21 protein-coding genes and 2 tRNA genes are annotated in these 19,596 nt (G+C 43.7%); 20 read left to right on the plus strand and 3 right to left on the minus strand.

The window, feature by feature from the left end; all coding sequences use genetic code 11:
• The first annotated feature begins 33 nt into the window (after positions 1-33).
• A tRNA-Met gene (locus HGG78_RS17285) sits at positions 34-110 on the plus strand.
• Between the two features lie 31 nt (positions 111-141).
• A tRNA-Gly gene (locus tag HGG78_RS17290) sits at positions 142-217 on the plus strand.
• A gap of 657 nt (positions 218-874) precedes the next feature.
• Here HGG78_RS17290 and queG read toward each other — a convergent pair.
• Positions 875-1,999 carry a tRNA epoxyqueuosine(34) reductase QueG gene (queG, locus tag HGG78_RS17295; RefSeq protein WP_172533634.1) on the minus strand — a complete coding sequence of 375 codons (1,125 nt, stop codon included), beginning with the start codon at positions 1,997-1,999 and terminating at the stop codon, positions 875-877.
• Positions 2,000-2,218: 219 nt separating this feature from the next.
• On the opposite strand from queG, the gene tsaE reads away from it, so the two are divergent.
• The 9 genes from tsaE to HGG78_RS17340 all read left to right on the plus strand — a co-directional run bounded on the left by tsaE (position 2,219) and on the right by HGG78_RS17340 (position 11,619).
• Positions 2,219-2,683: a tRNA (adenosine(37)-N6)-threonylcarbamoyltransferase complex ATPase subunit type 1 TsaE gene (tsaE, locus tag HGG78_RS17300; protein WP_172533630.1), complete on the plus strand. Its 465-nt coding sequence runs from the start codon at positions 2,219-2,221 to the stop codon at positions 2,681-2,683.
• Positions 2,677-4,395, plus strand: a complete 1,719-nt coding sequence (locus HGG78_RS17305; RefSeq protein WP_053309827.1) for a LysM peptidoglycan-binding domain-containing protein — start codon at positions 2,677-2,679, stop codon at positions 4,393-4,395. The genes tsaE and HGG78_RS17305 overlap by 7 nt, the downstream gene beginning before the upstream one ends.
• A gap of 9 nt (positions 4,396-4,404) precedes the next feature.
• Positions 4,405-6,378, plus strand: a complete 1,974-nt coding sequence (gene mutL / locus HGG78_RS17310; protein ID WP_172533631.1) for a DNA mismatch repair endonuclease MutL — start codon at positions 4,405-4,407, stop codon at positions 6,376-6,378.
• Between the two features lie 15 nt (positions 6,379-6,393).
• On the plus strand, positions 6,394-7,323 hold the full coding sequence (miaA, locus tag HGG78_RS17315; protein ID WP_172533635.1) for a tRNA (adenosine(37)-N6)-dimethylallyltransferase MiaA: 930 nt from the start codon (positions 6,394-6,396) through the stop codon (positions 7,321-7,323).
• A 196-nt stretch (positions 7,324-7,519) separates the two neighbouring features.
• The gene (gene hfq, locus HGG78_RS17320; protein WP_053309830.1) at positions 7,520-7,786 is read left to right on the plus strand and encodes an RNA chaperone Hfq; all 267 of its coding nucleotides are present in this window, start codon (positions 7,520-7,522) and stop codon (positions 7,784-7,786) included.
• A 41-nt stretch (positions 7,787-7,827) separates the two neighbouring features.
• Positions 7,828-9,117, plus strand: coding sequence for a ribosome rescue GTPase HflX (hflX, locus tag HGG78_RS17325; RefSeq protein WP_053309831.1), 1,290 nt, complete (start codon positions 7,828-7,830; stop codon positions 9,115-9,117).
• A 45-nt stretch (positions 9,118-9,162) separates the two neighbouring features.
• Complete coding sequence (gene hflK / locus HGG78_RS17330) at positions 9,163-10,362, plus strand: FtsH protease activity modulator HflK (protein ID WP_168523606.1); 1,200 nt, start codon at positions 9,163-9,165, stop codon at positions 10,360-10,362.
• Between the two features lie 2 nt (positions 10,363-10,364).
• Positions 10,365-11,345, plus strand: coding sequence for a protease modulator HflC (gene hflC / locus HGG78_RS17335; protein ID WP_053309833.1), 981 nt, complete (start codon positions 10,365-10,367; stop codon positions 11,343-11,345).
• An 85-nt stretch (positions 11,346-11,430) separates the two neighbouring features.
• A complete protein-coding gene (locus tag HGG78_RS17340) occupies positions 11,431-11,619 on the plus strand; it encodes a DUF2065 domain-containing protein (protein ID WP_171981014.1) in 189 nt (62 codons plus the stop codon).
• A 3-nt stretch (positions 11,620-11,622) separates the two neighbouring features.
• On the opposite strand, the gene HGG78_RS17345 is transcribed toward HGG78_RS17340, so the two are convergent.
• Positions 11,623-11,850 (minus strand): SlyX family protein, encoded by a 228-nt coding sequence (locus tag HGG78_RS17345; RefSeq protein ID WP_053309835.1) that lies wholly within the window; start codon positions 11,848-11,850, stop codon positions 11,623-11,625.
• Between the two features lie 9 nt (positions 11,851-11,859).
• Positions 11,860-12,840 carry a WD40 repeat domain-containing protein gene (locus HGG78_RS17350; RefSeq protein WP_171981013.1) on the minus strand — a complete coding sequence of 327 codons (981 nt, stop codon included), beginning with the start codon at positions 12,838-12,840 and terminating at the stop codon, positions 11,860-11,862.
• A gap of 139 nt (positions 12,841-12,979) precedes the next feature.
• Here HGG78_RS17350 and fkpA point away from each other — a divergent pair, with 139 nt between their 5' ends.
• From fkpA to HGG78_RS17395, 9 genes are all read left to right on the plus strand, one after another.
• Positions 12,980-13,768: an FKBP-type peptidyl-prolyl cis-trans isomerase gene (fkpA, locus tag HGG78_RS17355; RefSeq protein ID WP_171981012.1), complete on the plus strand. Its 789-nt coding sequence runs from the start codon at positions 12,980-12,982 to the stop codon at positions 13,766-13,768.
• A gap of 179 nt (positions 13,769-13,947) precedes the next feature.
• Positions 13,948-14,667 carry a helix-turn-helix transcriptional regulator gene (locus tag HGG78_RS17360; RefSeq protein ID WP_053309838.1) on the plus strand — a complete coding sequence of 240 codons (720 nt, stop codon included), beginning with the start codon at positions 13,948-13,950 and terminating at the stop codon, positions 14,665-14,667.
• The gene (tusD, locus tag HGG78_RS17365; protein ID WP_372586283.1) at positions 14,667-15,065 is read left to right on the plus strand and encodes a sulfurtransferase complex subunit TusD; all 399 of its coding nucleotides are present in this window, start codon (positions 14,667-14,669) and stop codon (positions 15,063-15,065) included. The genes HGG78_RS17360 and tusD overlap by 1 nt, the downstream gene beginning before the upstream one ends.
• Complete coding sequence (tusC, locus tag HGG78_RS17370) at positions 15,062-15,418, plus strand: sulfurtransferase complex subunit TusC (protein WP_172533632.1); 357 nt, start codon at positions 15,062-15,064, stop codon at positions 15,416-15,418. Before tusD ends, tusC begins: the two co-directional genes overlap by 4 nt.
• Positions 15,419-15,427: 9 nt before the next feature.
• Entirely contained in the window at positions 15,428-15,703 is a 276-nt protein-coding gene (tusB, locus tag HGG78_RS17375; protein WP_053309841.1) for a sulfurtransferase complex subunit TusB, read from the plus strand.
• Between the two features lie 181 nt (positions 15,704-15,884).
• Positions 15,885-16,259, plus strand: coding sequence for a 30S ribosomal protein S12 (gene rpsL, locus HGG78_RS17380; RefSeq protein WP_005595139.1), 375 nt, complete (start codon positions 15,885-15,887; stop codon positions 16,257-16,259).
• 96 nt (positions 16,260-16,355) lie between these two features.
• On the plus strand, positions 16,356-16,826 hold the full coding sequence (gene rpsG, locus HGG78_RS17385; RefSeq protein WP_053309842.1) for a 30S ribosomal protein S7: 471 nt from the start codon (positions 16,356-16,358) through the stop codon (positions 16,824-16,826).
• A 75-nt stretch (positions 16,827-16,901) separates the two neighbouring features.
• Positions 16,902-18,998, plus strand: a complete 2,097-nt coding sequence (gene fusA / locus HGG78_RS17390; RefSeq protein WP_053309843.1) for an elongation factor G — start codon at positions 16,902-16,904, stop codon at positions 18,996-18,998.
• 123 nt (positions 18,999-19,121) lie between these two features.
• Positions 19,122-19,596: GTP-binding protein (locus HGG78_RS17395; protein ID WP_172533633.1), on the plus strand; the 475-nt coding region annotated here is incomplete at its 3' end.

A 19,596-nucleotide genomic window follows, 5' to 3' on the forward strand; every position in this document is an offset into this window, starting at 1 on the left:
GCGCTCATCATGCTTTGAATGATGAAATACGGACGCGGGGTGGAGCAGCTTGGTAGCTCGTCGGGCTCATAACCCGAAGGTCGTTGGTTCAAATCCAGCCCCCGCAACCAATTTCGATTAAGTGCAATAGCGTTTAATCATGCGACACTAGCTCAGTTGGTAGAGCGCAACCTTGCCAAGGTTGAGGTCACGAGTTCGAACCTCGTGTGTCGCTCCAAATTCTTTTCGAAGAAAAGAATAGCGCCGCACAACCTAGTTAAGGTTGAGGAAACGCCTTTTTGTATAAAGAAAGTGAACCTCGTGTGTCGCTGTCGCTCTAACTTCCTTCAGACTAGCCTCTGAACTTGGACCAAATATGGTCTATGCTCTTTCTTTAATGCTGTGAAGCATCACCCCAAAAAATTATAAATAATCTGCAACTATTGCGGATTTGTTTTCGTCTTAATAACTTCAGTATTGCACTTCAATACACAGTGAACATCAATGAAACCTAGTGACTCACGGGCGCTTGTGGCTTTTCACTAACAGACTTATCCACAAAAAATAATTGTGGATAACTTGGTGAATAACGTGTTTTTTAATGATGGTATGAAGTAAAACTAAAAGATCTTTCTATTGCACCTCAACTCATGCATTTATTCTGTTTTAGTGCAAGTCATTGATTTTTGTCGGTTTTGTCGGTTTTTTCTATGTTGGATATGCTCATTGATAGGATCGTTAATGAATGAATCTTTGATCCTTATCATTTATTGAAGATGTGACTAACTTTTCTCGATTATAGAAAACAGCGTTGTGTTTAAATTTTTGTCCACATAGCTATATTTTGAGATGCATGTCAAAGTAAATGCCGATCAGCTATGCAAACGTTTGGCGCTCATGCATCACGTGGTAGCCCTTTCTCGATAATTCTTATTAGCCGCTGATGTTTGAGATTGGATTGCCCTAGGGCGCGAGAGCGTTTCTGTTCTTGTTCTTCGATTGCCCACAGAATATGCTCATCTAACAGTTCTGACATTCCCATCCTGGTTTTTAATGCTGTCAAAATGTGTTCGGAATAAGGTGCGTTACCTAACGCTATCGCGATGTTACGTAGCCATTGTTGGTGGCCAATTCTACGAATCGCTGAACCTTCCATATTGCGTAAGAATTTATCTTCACTCCATGCAAACAACTCGACTAAATCTGGCTCATTGAACACATTGCGACGATGGAAATCACTTTTTTTAGTTAGATCTGAAAACCGGTTCCAAGGGCAAACTAACTGGCAATCATCGCAACCATAAATGCGGTTGCCCATTGCTTGGCGAAATTGATGAGGAATAATGCCATCATACTCAATGGTTAAATAAGAGATGCATCTGCGCGCATCTACCACACCAGCTTCCACAATTGCTTGTGTTGGGCATGATGTTATACAAGCGCTGCATTTACCGCATTGGTCTGTACTTGGTTTATCAATCGGCAGGGGTAGGTCAATTAATAACTCACCAAGGAAAAACCAAGAGCCGCTGTCTTTATCTAAAATCAGTGAATGTTTGCCTGTCCAACCAAGGCCTGCTTTTTGGGCAAGCGGTCGTTCAAGTATTGGGGCTGAGTCAACAAAGGGTCGATAGCCTAACGCGCCAACTTCTTGCTCAATTTTTTCACCTAGCTTTTTTAACTGGTTACGGACCAATTTATGATAATCACGACCCAGCGCATAACGGCTGATATAGGCATGGTTAGGGTTATTCAGGTTACTGGCAAAGCGAGCTTCTGGAGGGAGATAGTTCATGCGTGCGCTGATAACACGCACCGTTCCCGAAAGTAGTTCATCAGGCCTTGCTCGCATCATGCCGTGGCGAGCCATCCAGTCCATTTCACCGTGATAGCCAGCATCTAACCACTTTTGCAGCGTTGATTCATGTTCGCTAAGATCAACATCGCAGATCCCAACTTTCTCGAAGCCAAGTTCACGTGCCCACATTTTTATATTGTCTGCCAGTGCTTGATAATTCATGATCAACGAGCTCATCGGAAAGGGGGCGGGATCTTAACGGATCATGAATGAAGGATCTAGCGAATGATCGTCAGTTTTATCGATTAAACTGACATTTAGGCAGAGTTTTTTCTTTTTACTTACAGAAGAGATCTTGTCTCCCAATTCCAACCCAGTTTACTATTCGAGTTCTTTTGATTTTTATATAGTCAACTACCGACACTAGAGAGCTTGTAATTCATGACCACGAAGATCTTTACCTTAAAAGACGAACAGCAAACGGTAAAATTAGGTGCAGAGCTAGCGATACTGTGTTCCGAGCAGACAACCATTTATTTGCATGGCGATCTTGGTGCAGGAAAAACAACATTCAGCCGTGGTTTTATTCGCCAGTTAGGGCATGTCGGTAACGTCAAAAGCCCGACTTATACACTCGTTGAACCTTATCAACTTGCGAATTGGCAAGTTTATCACTTTGATCTCTACCGTTTGGCTGATCCTGAAGAACTTGAATTCATGGGTATCCGAGATTACTTCACCAATGATGCTATTTGTCTTGTTGAGTGGCCGGAGAGAGGCTATGGCTTACTGCCTACATCGGACTTAGACATTGAATTACGCTACGATGGTGAGCAACGACAAGCGATGTTAACCGCTAATAGCCATTATGGAACGGCATTACTTAGCCAATTGGAGTTATGTTGAGCGCTAATTTATTTCGAACTTTTGTTATATCGCTTGCCTGCTGCAGCGGGTGGTTATTCACATCAACGGCTTGGGCGAATGCTTTAGAAGGGGTACGTGTTTGGCCTTCTCCTGATGAAACTCGGGTGGTTATCGATCTTAAAAACGAAGCAGATTACAGTTACTTCACACTTAGTAGTCCTGAGCGGCTGGTTGTGGATTTAAAAAAAACGACACTCAGTACTAAATTACCTTTACAGGTTTCCGATAGCCCGATTCTTAAACAGATCCGCAGTAGTTCTCCCCCAGAAAAAGGCACCTATCGTTTGGTTTTCGAACTTAAGCGTAAGGTTAATCCGCAACCTTTCAAACTTTCACCGACGCCCGGTGGTCAATATGGGCATCGTTTAGTGGTTGATTTACCCCATGGCGAGCAGGGTGAAAAAGCGTCGGCAAAACCAGCTAGCAATACTCAGGTTAGTCGTGATGCTTCACAGTTATTAGGTACAGCCGATATTGTAGTGGCGATCGATGCTGGGCATGGTGGCGAAGACCCTGGTTCAATTGGTCCTACTCGTAAATATGAAAAAAATGCCACGCTGAGTATTTCCAAAAAAATTGCCGACCAAATTAATGCTGTACCGGGAATGAAAGCGGTTCTGACTCGTGGTGGCGATTACTTTGTTAACCTCAACAAACGTTCAGAAATCGCGCGGCGCAATAAAGCGCATCTTTTAGTGTCAGTCCATGCCGATGCTTTCCATACGCCACAACCAAGAGGCGGTTCGGTATTTGTATTGAATACTAAGCGTGCGAATAGCGAAATTGCTCGTTGGGTCGAAAACCACGAAGAGCAATCGGAATTGCTTGGTGGAGCAGGACAAGTGTTGGCAAAAAATAATAGCGATCGTAATGTCAGCCAAACTTTACTGGATTTACAATTTAGTCATTCGCAAAAAGAAGGCTACAAAGTGGCGACTCATCTACTCAAAGAGATGGGGAAAGTGGCTCACTTACATAAAAAGGAGCCAGTAAACGCAAGTTTGGCGGTATTGAAATCACCTGATATTCCATCGGTTTTGGTGGAAACTGGTTTTATCTCGAACCCAACAGAAGAAAAGCTATTATTCCAACGTAGCCATCAAGATAAGTTAGCCCGTGCATTGGCAAAAGCTATCGTGCAATATTTTGAAGAGAACCCACCAGAAGGCACTCTATTTGCTAACCGTGGCAAAGCGCAAAAGCATAAAGTCCAACGCGGTGAATCTTTATCTGTGATTGCCAAGAAATACGGCACTTCAACGCAAGCTTTAATGACAGCAAATAACCTCAAAAGCGCGAGTTTAGCCATTGGGCAAGTATTGAGTATTCCCGGATCTTCTGCACCAATCTCAGTGCCGGTGGTGAATAACCCTGTTGAGACAGAAACCATTACTCATGTGGTTAAATCTGGTGATTACTTAGGAAAGATAGCTGCTAATTACAAAGTGAGTGTTGAAGAAATCAAACGAGAAAATAAACTGCGTTCTGACACATTAAAGCTAGGGCAAAAACTGAAAATAACGGTGAGCTTAAAAGACAAACCACTTCGCAAGCACAAAGTGCAAAAAGGGGAGTTTTTGAGCAAAATTGCTAACCAGTATCAAGTATCGATTAGTAGTATTCGCCAAGCCAATCAATTGCGATCAGATCAACTGGCGATTGGTCAAGTGCTGATCATTCCCAATAAGTAGATAATCATTATGGTAATTAAAATTCTACCGGCTCGTCTCGCTAACCAAATTGCTGCTGGTGAAGTAGTAGAACGGCCTGCATCAGTAGTAAAAGAGTTGGTAGAAAACAGCCTTGATTCTGGTGCTACCCGTATCGATATCGATATCGAGAAAGGTGGCGCTAAGCTGATTCGTGTTCGTGATAACGGCACTGGGATTGATAAAGAGGAATTGGCATTAGCATTAAGTCGCCATGCCACCTCTAAAATCCACACCCTAGATGATTTAGAGGCGATTGTCAGTTTAGGTTTTCGTGGTGAAGCACTGGCCAGTATTAGCTCGGTTTCTCGGCTAACCTTAACCTCTCGTCCGGCGACACAAGAACAAGCGTGGGCAGCGCACAGTGAGGGGCGAGATATGGCGGTGAAACTTGAACCCACCGCGCATCCGATCGGTACATCAGTCGAAGTGTTAGACCTATTCTTCAATACACCAGCTCGGCGTAAATTTCTTCGCACCGAAAAAACAGAATTTACGCATATTGATGAACTGCTAAAACGTATCGCTTTGAGTCGTTTTGATGTGACAATCAATGTACGCCATAACGGTAAAATGGTGCGACAGTACCGCGCCGCTAAAACTACATCTCAGGAAGAAAAAAGAATTGCTGCAGTGTGTGGTAATGCCTTTGTGCGTCACATGCTGAGGATTGAACTTGAACATCAAGGGCTAAAGTTACACGGTTGGATAACAACCCCAGAAGGGGCTCGTCAGCAGAGTGACTTACAGTATTGTTATGTGAATGGTCGTATGATGCGTGATAAATTGATTAATCACGCTATCAGACAGAGCTATGAGACCAGCTTAAAAGCGGATCAATTTGCAACTTATGTACTGTTTATCGAGTTAGATCCGCATCAAGTTGATGTCAATGTGCACCCTGCAAAACATGAGGTGCGTTTTCATCAAGCTCGTCTAGTTCATGATTTTATCTACCAGGCATTAAGTAGCGCGCTTGCTGAAAGCAAACATATCACAGAGCCTGAAGTTAACCAGTCAGCCTTTCATCACCCCAGTGTTGAGCTAGCAAACAAAGGCGCTGAAAATAGAGAAATAGAAAAGAGTGACACTGACCTAGCTGCGCAGATAGGGCGGGCAGTGGATAAAGTCCCTGCATATCCCCGTAAGGCCGATAGTAACTATGCAGAGGTAGCGGCTACAGCCATACATTCTATTCAAGAAGCTCCTAAACGTAGTGAGTGGCAGCAAACTGCTACCCAAAGTACGTCTCGTTCGAATTATGAGCGCTCACCACAGCCGTCACCTTCTAAAGTGGAAGTGAAGGCATACCAAGAGTTGATGAAAACCGTTCAACCCGTACCAGCTGCGCCAATTCCAGCGAAGCTGCCTGAAACTCTTAATCAACCACTAAAATTAGAGCAACTAGGTAAGGCGATTTCTGTTATTCAAGGCCAATACTTGCTGATGGGGTCTAAACAAGGTGTGGTGTTACTTTCTCTTATCAAAGGGGCATGGCTTAAAACTAGAGGGCAACTTAATACTGCCGCTGGAGAGTTAAAAAGCCAACCACTGCTAGTGCCACTGTCACTGAAATTGTCTGAACCAGAACGTAAAACACTTGCCCTGTGTCAACCTGTACTCCGTGAGTTGGGAATTGAGTTAAAAGAACGTAATGCGCAAAACATGATGGTGATGGGAGTCCCTCAGCCACTTCGACAGCAAAATCTGCAACACTTAATTCCAGATCTGTTATCTTACGCCTCCTTAAATTTGAATGAATCTGGCGGGCAAATAAAAGCGGATATTTTAGCCGATTGGCTTGCCCAGCAAACAACTGAAGTAAAAAGTGACTACACTTTATCGGAAGCGATTCAAATGATTTCGGAATTGGAACAGCTTTGGCAGGGCAAACTGCCTTTACACGATACTCGTTTTGTTCAGCCGGTTGATTTTTCCACCACGATTGCTGCGTTGTTAGCATAAATAATTAAAGTAATGATGAATCAGACACTACCACTTGCTCTATTTTTGATGGGGCCAACCGCATCGGGTAAAACTGAAGTTGCGATCCGTTTGCGTCAGAAATACCCAGTTGAAATTATCAGTGTCGATTCGGCTCTGATCTATAAGAGTATGAATATTGGTACGGCGAAGCCCGATGAACGTGAACTTGCGCTCGCTCCTCATCGCTTGATTGATATTCTCGATCCTAGTGAAGCTTATTCGGCGGCTGATTTTCGTCGTGACGCTCTACAAGCCATGCATGACATTACCGCACAAGGAAAAATTCCTCTATTGGTCGGGGGAACTATGTTGTATTACAAAGCTCTACTAGAGGGGTTGTCGCCACTTCCGGCTGCAAACCCAGAAATACGACAACAGATTGAGCAAGAAGCAGCACATGGCTGGAGCTTTTTGCACGATCAGCTGAAAGAGATTGATCCTGTTTCAGCTGACAGAATTCACCCCAATGATCCACAAAGATTGTCGCGGGCATTGGAAGTTTATCGAATTTCAGGTAAAACTCTTACTGAGCTAACTCAAACCAAAGGTGAAAGCCTGCCATTTCGAGTTAAGCAGTTTGCAATAGCTCCCAAGGAAAGGGCTGAGCTCCACCGTCGGATCGAACTTAGGTTTGAAAAAATGATCGAAGCTGGATTTGAAGATGAGATGAGAGCGCTCTACGCTCGAAAAGATCTTCATCCAGATTTGCCATCCATTCGCTGTGTTGGCTACCGACAAATGTGGGACTATTTGGATGGGAATTGTACATTGGATGAAGCGGTATTTCGTGGAATCTGTGCAACCCGTCAATTGGCCAAGCGTCAGATCACCTGGTTACGCAGCTGGGATGATTTAACTTGGTTAGATAGCGAAAACATTGATCATGCAGTAGAAACTCTCTCAAATGCGATAGCATCTGACTGAATTAGCTGTGTATAATGTGATCGCTTTTGCGTGATGTACCCTGTAAAGGATCCGTTACTTGAATTTGGATGCATTCATCTCCATAACAAGTAATCACGGGGTTTTTATTCGTTTAGCTCAGATGCAAAGGCCGCACAAATAATGCAGTGCACCACTAGCTAAATAACTACAACAAAATTCAAATAAGGAAAATAAAATGGCTAAGGGGCAATCTCTACAAGACCCATTCTTAAATGCACTACGTCGTGAGCGCATTCCCGTTTCGATCTATCTTGTGAACGGTATTAAACTTCAAGGTCAGATTGAATCATTCGATCAATTCGTGATCCTACTGAAAAATACAGTTAATCAGATGGTATACAAGCACGCAATTTCTACGGTTGTTCCTGCACGTGCAGTGAGCCACCATACCGCGGAACCGCGTACTGGATCTGATCGACCATCAGACAAATCAGAAGATTAATCCTCTGATTAGCATCGTTTATTTACAAAGGAGTTGGTTGCTTGTTTGACCGTTACGAAGCCGGTGAGCGAGCCGTACTTGTTCATATCAACTTCACGCATAAGGGTGAGTGGGAAGATCTTAGCGAATGTGAAATGCTAGTTTCTTCTGCTGGAGTGTCGACACTGCAAGTGATTACTGGCAGTCGTCAAACTCCACACCCTAAATATTATGTCGGTGAAGGCAAAGCCCAAGAAATCGCCCAAGCAGTGCAGGCAACTGAAGCTGATGTGGTGATCTTTAACCATGCCCTTTCTCCAGCTCAAGAGCGTAACCTAGAACATTTGTGCCAATGCCGAGTGATTGATCGTACTGGTCTTATCCTCGATATTTTTGCTCAACGCGCTCGAACCCATGAAGGTAAGTTGCAAGTTGAACTGGCGCAGTTACGTCACCTTTCAACTCGATTAATTCGAGGCTGGACGCACCTTGAGCGCCAAAAAGGTGGGATAGGTTTGCGTGGTCCAGGCGAAACCCAGTTAGAAACCGACAGACGATTATTGCGTGAGCGCATTAAAGCGATATTACGTCGCTTAGAAAAAGTCGCGAAGCAGAGAGAACAAGGGCGCCGAGCTCGAAATCGAGCTGAAATTCCCACAATCTCCCTGGTGGGTTACACCAATGCGGGTAAATCGACCTTATTTAATCGAATTACCGAAGCGGGTGTATACGCAGCAGATCAACTGTTTGCAACGTTAGACCCAACACTGCGTAAAATTGATTTAGCCGATGTGGGTACCGCTATTTTGGCGGATACGGTAGGGTTTATTCGTCATCTACCGCATGATTTAGTTGCAGCGTTCAAAGCCACGTTACAAGAAACTCAAGAAGCTGACATTTTGTTACATGTTGTTGATGCCAGTGATGAGCGTTTTCGTGAGAATATCAAAGCTGTTCATGATGTATTAGAAGAAATTGATGCCCATGAGGTGCCAACTCTTGTCGTTATGAACAAGATCGACAATCTAGAAGGCCAACAACCTCGAATTGAAAGAGATGATGAGGGGATTCCCCGAACAGTATGGGTATCGGCAATGGATGGTCAAGGTATTGACCTGCTTTTCGAAGCACTGACGGAGCGACTAGCTAGTCAGGTGATTCAATATCAACTGTGTATCCCACCACTGCATCAAGGACGCATTCGTAGTACATTTTCACAAATGAAATGTATTCAACAAGAAGAATATGACCCAGAAGGCAACTTAGTGATTCATATTCGAATGCAGCAAGTCGATTGGTCTAGACTAGAAAAAAGAGAAGAAGCAGTTTTGCGTGACTTTATAGTTACTTAAAGGACTGCTACAGTATAACGTCATATCAAATGATGGAGCTTTCTAATGGCGTGGAATGAGCCTGGTAATAACAACGGCAACAATGGCCGCGATAATGACCCTTGGGGTAATAATAATCGTGGTGACAAAAACTCCGGTGGCCGTGATCAAGGACCACCAGATTTGGACGAAGTTTTTAATAAACTGAGCCAAAAACTGGGTGGAAAGTTTGGTAAGAAAGGTGGTAAAGGCCCTTCGTTCTCTGGTGGTAGTGCAATTGGCTTTGGTGTCATTGCTGCTATTGCTGTGGCGGTATGGTTCTTTTCCGGTTTCTATACTATTGGTGAAGCCGAACGTGGTGTAGTGCTGCGTTTAGGTAAGTATGATCGCATCGTTGATCCTGGTCTAAACTGGCGTCCTCGTTTTATTGATGAAGTGTCAGCGGTTAACGTTGAAGCTATTCGCTCGTTACGTGCATCTGGCCTTATGCTGACCAAAGATGAAAACGTAGTGACAGTAGGAATGGATGTTCAATATCGCGTTTCTGATCCATACAAGTACTTGTATCGTGTTACGAATGCTGACGATAGCTTACGCCAAGCAACTGACTCTGCGCTACGTGCTGTCGTGGGTGACTCATTGATGGATAGTATTTTGACCAGTGGTCGTCAACAAATTCGTCAAAGCACTCAAGCGACATTAAATCAAATCATCGACAGCTATGATATGGGCTTGATGATTGTTGATGTCAACTTCCAATCTGCACGTCCGCCAGAGCAAGTAAAAGATGCATTTGATGATGCGATTGCTGCACGAGAAGATGAAGAGCGTTTCATCCGTGAAGCCGAAGCATATAAAAATGAAATTCTGCCGAAAGCAACCGGCCGAGCTGAGCGTTTGAAGAAAGAAGCACAAGGTTACACTGAGCGCACAATCAATGAAGCATTAGGTCAAGTGGCTCAATTTGAGAAACTGTTGCCTGAATATAATGCAGCTCCAGAGGTTACTCGTAATCGTCTCTACCTCGATACGATGGAAGAAGTGTATTCTAATACCTCTAAAGTGCTGATTGATTCTGAATCTAGCGGTAATCTGTTGTACTTGCCGATTGATAAATTAGCCGGTCAGGAAAAATCAGAGACTAAACGTCAAGCGAAATCATCATCAGCGTATGATCAGATCGAGCTTGAATCTCAGCGTACCGATACGGCGGCTGACACTGATGCTCAGTCTCGTTCAACAAGTACACGTCAAGGGAGATACTAATAATGCGTAAGTTAATGATCCCTGTATTGGTGATTGCACTTGTTCTGATGCTGATGTCATTATTTGTCATCCCTGAAGGTGAGCGTGGAATCGTGGTTCGTTTTGGTCGAGTATTGAAAGACAATAACGAAATTGCCCGTATCTACGAGCCTGGCTTGCATTTTAAAATGCCACTGTTTGACCGTGTGAAAACATTAGACGCACGTATTCAAACTATGGATGGCCGTTCTGACCGCTTTGTCACGTCTGAGAAAAAAGACGTGATCATTGATACCTACGTAAAATGGCGTATCGAAGATTTCGGTCAATACTACTTGGCAACAGGTGGCGGTAATGCACTAACAGCAGAAGCACTGCTTGAGCGTAAAGTGACGGATATTCTTCGTTCTGAAATCGGTTCGCGTGAAATTAAGCAAATCGTTTCAGGTCCTCGCAATAAAGATGTGTTGCCTGACAGTACCGATGCGGAAGTGGTGACGACTGAAGCGGCTAAGCAAGCGTTGGAAATTGATGGTCAGCGTGACCAGATTATGGAAGACGTACTGACTGATACTCGCGAAAGCGCTATGAAAGATTTGGGTGTTGAAGTGGTTGACTTCCGTATGAAGAAAATCAACTTACCTGATGAGATCAGTGAGTCTATCTACCGTCGTATGCGTGCTGAACGTGAATCGGTTGCTCGTAAACACCGCTCTCAAGGTCGTGAGAAAGCTGAAATCATTCGTGCCCAAGCAGAGCTTGAAGTGGCGACAATTTTAGCTGAAGCGGATAAAACTGCACGTGTAACACGTGGTGATGCCGATGCAAAATCAGCGAAGATTTACTCTGATGCTTACAGCAAAGATCCTGAATTTTACGGTTTCCTACGTTCTTTGAGAGCGTATGAAAAATCATTCAGTGAGAAAAGCGATATCCTAGTGTTGGATCCTAAGAGTGATTTCTTCAAATACATGAATAACACCAGTGGTGTTGCAGCTAAATAATCGTTAGTTGTTTAATCAAAGGCTCCTTCTCGGAGCCTTTGTTGTTTGTTGGGATAATATTTCGCTGTTCGATAGAGATAATACTATGTCTAATTCAATTTGGTTTGCGGTAGGTTTGGTGCTAATTGTGGAAGGTCTTGGACCGCTAATCGCCCCCAACGGTTGGCGTAAAATGGTTGCAGAGCTTAGCCTGCAGCCCAATAACCAATTGCGTAGAATCGGTGGCTGTTTGGTGGTGGCAGGCGGAATAATAGCTTATTACTTTGCCAGCTAGAAATCAGTAGTGAGGAGGAGGTGTCTCTTCTGAGGCGTCGGCCAAATTAGAGGTATCCATATTCTTCACTTTACCCACCATGTATTTCATTTGATCTTGCATTTTAGTGATCAACATTTGCTGTTGTGTCAGAGCATCATTGAGTTCATTGATGGTTTGTTCTTGAAAAGCCAGTTGGCATTCTAAGTCATTAACACGCTGTTCTAATTGCTGCATATTTTTATCGTTCATCACTTATCACTAATCGTTTAATTTCCATGCTTGAGCAATACCTGCTGATGTACCAGTAATGACTCGCTGCTGGTGGTCAAAGGCCGCATCATACACTACAGCTCGTGGTGGACGGGCATCTTTTAACGGTTCAACCTCGAATCCTTGCTGCTTTTTACCGTTTTTAGCATTCCAAATAGCTACTTGGCTAGAGGGTGAACCAGTCACTAACAAGGAGCCGTCATCGGAAAAACGCGCGGTTGTGAAAATCAGTTGTCTGGAAAAGCTACTCAATTGCGCTATTTTTTTTCCAGAAGTTAGATCCCAAATAACGGATTGATTACCACCATCGGAAGTAAATGCCATCAAACCATCTCGTTGTAGAGCAACTCGGTTGACGCGTTGTTCGTGTTCAAAAGAGCGCAAAATTTGACCTGTTTTGGTATCCCAAAGATAAGCGAAATAATCATTGCCACCAGTGAGAGCAAAGCGACCATTGGGAGATAGGGCGACAGAATTGACTTTTTCTCTATGAGCAAGGAACTCTAGGCGGCGACCGCTGACTAAGTCCACATAAATAGCTTTACCATTGGATAAACCAAGTAGTACTTGTTCGCCATCATTTGATATATCAATACTTCGAATGAGGCCGTCAGAGATGGACCATAAGCCCTGTGCTTGTGTCCAACCTAAGTCCCATACCGCAAAATTAATTTGGCTTGCGGTGACAGCGAAACGGCCATTATCGGAGATGCGAATGTGTGAGACAGTATTTGCTTGAGGGTCTTGAGGCCCTAGGTCTGCGAGCATTTTATCTTGTTCAAGATCCCACAAAACCAATTGTTTTTGTTTGGAGTAGATAAGCGCAAAACGACCATCACGGCTGAGGCCGAAGCTGGTAGATCCATTCGGTTCTAGTTCCCAGCGTTGCACGTCGTTGTTAGAGAAAAAACAACCATTTAACATCAATATGACAATGCAGCATAGGATTGAATGAGAAATTATCCGCATGACGTCTAATTATCCGCTTTGAGTGTAAAGACAATCGATCAACATACCGTTATATTGGTACAACTCTGTTTTGTGCACCAGTCTTTCTCTGAGATTTGTGCACAATAACAAAAGGTTTGCCTACAAATTGGAGAAATAAATGAAATCATTGTTTAAAGTGTCACTGCTTGCGGCAACCGTAATGCTAGCAGTTGGCTGCCAGAAAGATGAAGCACCAAAAACTGAAGCAGCACCAGCGGCAGAACAAGTGCAAGCTGAAACCGGAAAAACGGTTCACTTTAAAACTGAAGATGACAAAGCAGCTTACGCAATTGGTGTTTCTTTTGCTAATTACTTGAGTACAAGCATTGAGAAACCAAGTGAAATTGGCATCAATCTTGATAAAGCTTTTGTACTTAAAGGTATCGAGCACGTTTTTGCGGGTAACGCAGAGCTAAGTGAAGAAGAAACTCGTGCCGCTTTAGAAGCGCTCGATAAGCGTGTTGCAGAAACGATGAAAGCTCAAGCTACTGAAAAAGCGGCAGCTGCAAAAGCAGCAGGAGATGAGTTCCGTGCTGAATTTGAAAAGCAAGAAGGCGTGAAGAAAACAGAGTCAGGTTTACTTTATCAAGTAATGACACCAGCCACTGGTGAATTACCCAAAGAGACCGATACTGTTCAAGTACACTACAAAGGTACTCTTACAGACGGTACACAGTTTGACAGTTCTTACGACCGTGGCGAACCAGCTACATTCCCGCTAAATCGCGTTATTCCAGGTTGGACTGAAGGCGTACAGTTAATGCAAGTGGGTTCTAAGTATAAGTTTGTTATTCCACCTGAGCTTGCCTATGGCGAACAAGACACACCAACCATTCCTGCTAATTCAACACTCGTATTTGAAGTTGAATTACTGAAGATTGATAACGGTGACGAAGCCGCAAAATAATTGCTTTTCAACGTCATTATTACGCTAAGGGCCTGAATTTATCAGGCCCTTTTCTTTGAACCGCATACTCTGATTAGTTGTTCTAAATCACTTGCTCAAGACTTAACTAGGTTTAAAATTAAAATTTTCTGATAAACTTACATCAATTTGTTGATTTTTCGCACTAAGGCTAGATAACAGTGACAATGACAGAAACTCTAAATGCGGAGATGTTGCTTGAAATGGAATCCGTACATGTGATGCCATTTAGTGAGCACGATAAAATTATTCTTCGTTCCTATGAAGCCGTCGTGGATGGTATTGCTAGTTTGATTGGCCCTTTCTGTGAGATCGTGCTGCACTCATTGGAAGATCTCAATACATCAGCTATCAAAATCGCTAACGGTGAGAATACAGGGCGTCAAGTTGGTTCACCCATCACCGATTTAGCACTGCGTATGCTAAAAGATATTGAAGGTTCAGAGCGCAACTTCTCTCGATCTTACTTTACTCGAGCCAAAGGTGGCGTGTTGATGAAGTCCATTACAGTGGCAATCCGTAATGGTGATAATCGAGTTATTGGTTTGTTGTGTATTAACGTCAACCTAGATGCACCATTTTCTCAGGTTCTGCAATCTTTCATGCCAACACAAGAAGCGCAAGAAGCGGCGTCTTCAGTGAACTTTGCTAGCGACGTTGAAGAGCTGGTGGATCAAACTGTTGAGCGCACGATTGAAGATATCAATGCAGACAAGTCGGTATCTAACAACACCAAAAACCGTCAGATCGTGATGGAGTTGTATGACAAAGGTATTTTTGATATCAAAGATGCCATCAACCGTGTTGCTGACCGACTGAATATTTCCAAGCATACCGTGTACCTCTACATTCGCCAGCGTAAGACTGGAGAAGAATCGTAGTGAGCCAAACGTTGACTTATACGCTACTGGTCAATGGGGCGGTTTATGGCTCTCAGTCAGCGCGCAGTGCTTATCGCTTTGCTTGTGCTGTGATAGAAAAAGGCCACACCCTATCGAGCGTCTTTTTTTATCAAGATGGTGTGCTTAATGGTTCGTCGATTACCGCTCCAGCTAACGATGAGTTTGATTTAGTCAAAGCTTGGCAACAGCTTGCGCTAGAGCATAACGTTAAATTAGAAACTTGCGTGGCGGCGGCGCTCCGCCGTGGCATTATCAGTGATAGTGAAGCGCAACAACATCAACTTGCTACGCATAATTTAGCGGATAACTTTGAGCAAGCTGGTTTAGGGAGTTTGGCCGAAGCATTACTGACGCAAAATAGAGTGGTACAGTTTTGAAAAAATTAGGTTTTGTTTTTCAATCGGCTCCTCATTCAACGTCGGCAGGAAGAGAAGGCTTAGATGCTTTACTCGCTGCGTCAGCGTACAATGATGATATTGTCCTTTTTTTTGTTGGTCCAGGCGTTACTCAACTCATCGCCAGTCAATCACCCGAACAGGTATTGAGCCGCGACTATATCAGCGCATTCAAATTACTCGACCTATACGATATTGAACAAATCTACCTTTGCCAGCAAAGTATTGATGAATTTGGCTTAGGGGATGCTAGTCGGGTGATCGATGCTCAAAAGGTATCTCCCCAGCAAATCGCACAATTATTGGCACAGTGTGATCAAGTGTTAACCTTCTAAGGAGAGCAAATGCTTCATATCGTAAAAGACGCATCTAAAATGATATTAGTACAGCGATATTCTACCGATGAAGATGAGATACTTTTGATTGAAGATGCTGTATACATGTCCAACCCAAACGCTATGCATTTTGGGCAAATTATCGATCTAACGAAGGTTTATGTCCTTTCCGAGGATCTCGCAGCGCGAGGTGTGGAAGATCTTAGCTCGCCTCATATGATGAAAGTCAATTTTTCTGGCTTTGTTGATTTAACCGTTAAACATGACAAATCAATAACTTGGTAATGTTTTTCTGTTGATTTTATATCTAAAAAATCAACAGCCTTTTTTAGTGGTTAAAAAAGATCTGTATATTTCTTGACACACCTCTCACTGCTGCATAGAATTTTGCGTCCCTATTTGTACTAAGTACGTAGGGACTAGATTTTTCACAAAGCTTACTTTAAGTAAATTCAGGAGCTAGTTAATGGCAACTATTAACCAGTTGGTACGCAAGCCTCGTGCAAAGCAAGTTGTTAAAAGCAACGTGCCAGCACTAGAAGCGTGCCCACAAAAACGTGGTGTATGTACTCGTGTTTACACTACTACACCTAAAAAACCTAACTCAGCACTTCGTAAAGTTTGTCGTGTACGTTTGACAAACGGCTTCGAAGTAACATCGTACATCGGCGGTGAAGGCCACAACCTTCAAGAGCACTCAGTTGTTCTAATCCGTGGTGGTCGTGTTAAAGACCTTCCGGGTGTTCGTTACCACACAGTTCGTGGTGCACTTGACTGTGCAGGCGTTAACGACCGTAAACAAGCTCGTTCTAAGTACGGTGTGAAACGTCCTAAGTCTTAATGGATTTCCGTTAAGTAAGGCCAAACACTAAATTATTTAATTTTTGAAGAAACTGAAAAGTTTTGGATAACCTGAAAAAGACAACGGAGAATATCCATGCCACGTCGTCGCGTTATTGGTCAGCGTAAGATCCTTCCAGATCCAAAGTTCAAGTCTGAACTGCTGGCAAAATTCGTTAACATTCTTATGGTTGACGGTAAAAAATCTACTGCAGAAAAAATTGTTTACACTGCACTAGACACTATGGCTGAGAAATCTGGTAAAGATCACTTAGCTGTATTTGAAGAAGCTCTTGAAAACGTACGTCCAGCGGTAGAAGTTAAATCTCGCCGTGTGGGTGGTTCAACTTACCAAGTACCTGTAGAAGTACGTCCGGTTCGCCGTAACGCACTTGCTATGCGTTGGGTAGTTGATGCTGCGCGTAAGCGTGGTGAAAAATCTATGGCTGCTCGCCTAGCTGCTGAAATGCTAGATGCGTCAGAAAACAAAGGTTCTGCTGTTAAGAAACGTGAAGACGTTCACCGCATGGCAGAAGCGAACAAAGCATTCGCTCATTACCGCTGGTAATACCTTTAGTGCTGCGAGTTTCTCTCGCAGCACATCTTTATACTCTAAGGGATACCTTAGTAAGAGGATACAATCGTGGCTCGTAAAACTCCTATTGAGCGCTACCGTAACATCGGTATCTGTGCTCACGTAGATGCAGGTAAAACAACCACTACTGAACGTATTCTGTTCTACACTGGCCTTTCTCACAAAATCGGCGAAGTTCACGATGGTGCTGCAACCATGGACTGGATGGCGCAGGAGCAAGAGCGTGGTATTACTATCACATCTGCTGCTACAACAACCTTCTGGCGTGGTATGGAAGCACAGTTCCAAGATCATCGCGTAAACATCATTGATACCCCAGGACACGTTGACTTTACAATCGAAGTAGAGCGTTCACTTCGTGTGCTTGATGGTGCAGTGGTTGTATTCTGTGGCTCATCTGGTGTTGAACCTCAGTCTGAAACTGTATGGCGTCAAGCTGATAAATACGGTGTTCCTCGCATGGTGTTCGTTAATAAAATGGACCGTGCTGGCGCAGACTTTTTACGTGTTGTAGACCAAATTAAAAATCGTCTTGGTGCGACTCCTGTTCCTATCCAATTGAATATTGGTGCAGAAGAAGAGTTCAGAGGTGTCATCGACCTTATCAAGATGAAAGCAATCAACTGGAATGAAGCCGATCAAGGCATGACGTTTACATACGAAGACATTCCGGCTGACATGCAAGAACTTGCTGAAGAATGGCACAATAACCTTGTTGAAGCAGCGGCTGAAGCAAGTGAAGAGTTAATGGATAAATACCTTGAAGAAGGTGAGTTGACGGAAGCGGAAATTAAACAAGCATTACGTACTCGTACCATTAATAATGAAATTGTATTAGCTACGTGTGGCAGTGCCTTCAAAAATAAAGGTGTTCAAGCCGTACTTGATGCAGTAATCGAATATTTGCCTTCGCCAATTGATGTTCCAGCAATTAAAGGTCTTGATGACAATGACAATGAAGTTGAGCGTCATGCTGACGACAACGAACCATTTGCAGCGTTAGCCTTTAAAATTGCGACAGACCCATTTGTTGGTACACTAACGTTTATGCGTGTTTATTCTGGAGTCGTAAACTCAGGCGATGCCGTTTACAACTCTGTGAAACAAAAGCGTGAGCGTTTTGGTCGTATCGTTCAAATGCACGCCAATAAGCGTGAAGAAATTAAAGAAGTTCGCGCTGGCGATATCGCTGCAGCGATTGGCCTTAAAGATGTCACTACTGGTGATACTTTGTGTAATCAAGACCATAAAGTGGTACTTGAGCGCATGGAATTCCCAGAGCCTGTAATTCAAATTGCGGTAGAGCCTCGCTCTCAAGCAGACCAAGAAAAAATGGGTATTGCTCTAGGTAAACTGGCTGCAGAAGATCCATCGTTCCGTGTTGAAACCGACAAGGAAACGGGTCAAACATTGATTTCAGGTATGGGTGAGCTTCACCTAGACATCATCGTTGATCGCATGAAGCGTGAATTCAGTGTTGATTGCAACGTCGGTAAGCCACAAGTGGCGTATCGCGAAACTATCCGTGGTAAAGCGGAAGTTGAAGGCAAGTTCGTTCGTCAATCTGGTGGTCGTGGTCAATATGGTCACGTTTGGCTTAAGATTGAACCTGCGGAACTCGGTGAAGGCTTTGTCTTTGTCGACGAAATCGTTGGTGGTGTGGTTCCTAAGGAATACATCAGCTCGGTTGCGAAAGGTATCGAAGAGCAAATGAACAACGGTGTGTTAGCTGGCTATCCTATTATGGATGTCAAAGCGACATTATTCGATGGTTCATATCATGATGTCGACTCAAACGAGATGGCGTTTAAGATTGCTGGGTCGATGGCGTTCAAGAAAGGTGCTTTAGAAGCGCAACCTGTTCTTCTTGAACCAATGATGAAAGTTGAAGTAACCACTCCAGAAGATTGGATGGGTGATGTTGTTGGCGACTTAAACCGTCGTCGCGGCATGATTGAAGGTATGGATGAAGGTCATGCTGGCCTAAAAATTATCCATGCTAAAGTCCCTCTATCTGAAATGTTTGGTTACGCAACAGACTTACGTTCTGCCACTCAGGGCCGTGCTTCTTACTCTATGGAGTTTGCTGAGTACGCTGATGTGCCGAAGAATGTTGCAGAAGCAATTATTGCAGAGCGCACTTAACAGTTATTTGTTTAATAACGAATCTATTGCGCTGACGAGAGTTGGCGCATAAAATAGCAATTTCTGGCGCGTCTTGAGCTATATGTGACTCAAGGCGAATCATAACTAGGAAGGAACACGATCGTGTCTAAAGCAAAATTTGAACGTACGAAACCGCACGTAAACGTTGGTACTATCGGCCACGTTGACCACGGTAAAACAACTCTAACTGCTGCTATCTGTACTACACTTGCAAAAGTGTACGGTGGTGTTGCGAAAGACTTCGCATCTATCGATAACGCTCCAGAAGAGCGCGAGCGCGGTATTACAATCAATACTTCTCACGTAGAGTACGATACTCCAGCACGTCACTACGCACACGTAGACTGCCCAGGACACGCGGATTATGTTAAAAACATGATCACAGGTGCTGCGCAAATGGACGGCGGTATCCTAGTTGTTGCGGCAACAGATGGCCCAATGCCACAAACGCGTGAGCACATCCTACTTGGTCGCCAAGTTGGTATTCCTTACATCATCGTATTCATGAACAAATGTGACATGGTTGACGATGAAGAGCTTCTAGAGCTAGTAGAAATGGAAGTTCGTGAACTTCTAT

This window comes from Vibrio aestuarianus (assembly GCF_012395185.1).
GTDB classification, from domain to species: domain Bacteria; phylum Pseudomonadota; class Gammaproteobacteria; order Enterobacterales; family Vibrionaceae; genus Vibrio; species Vibrio aestuarianus.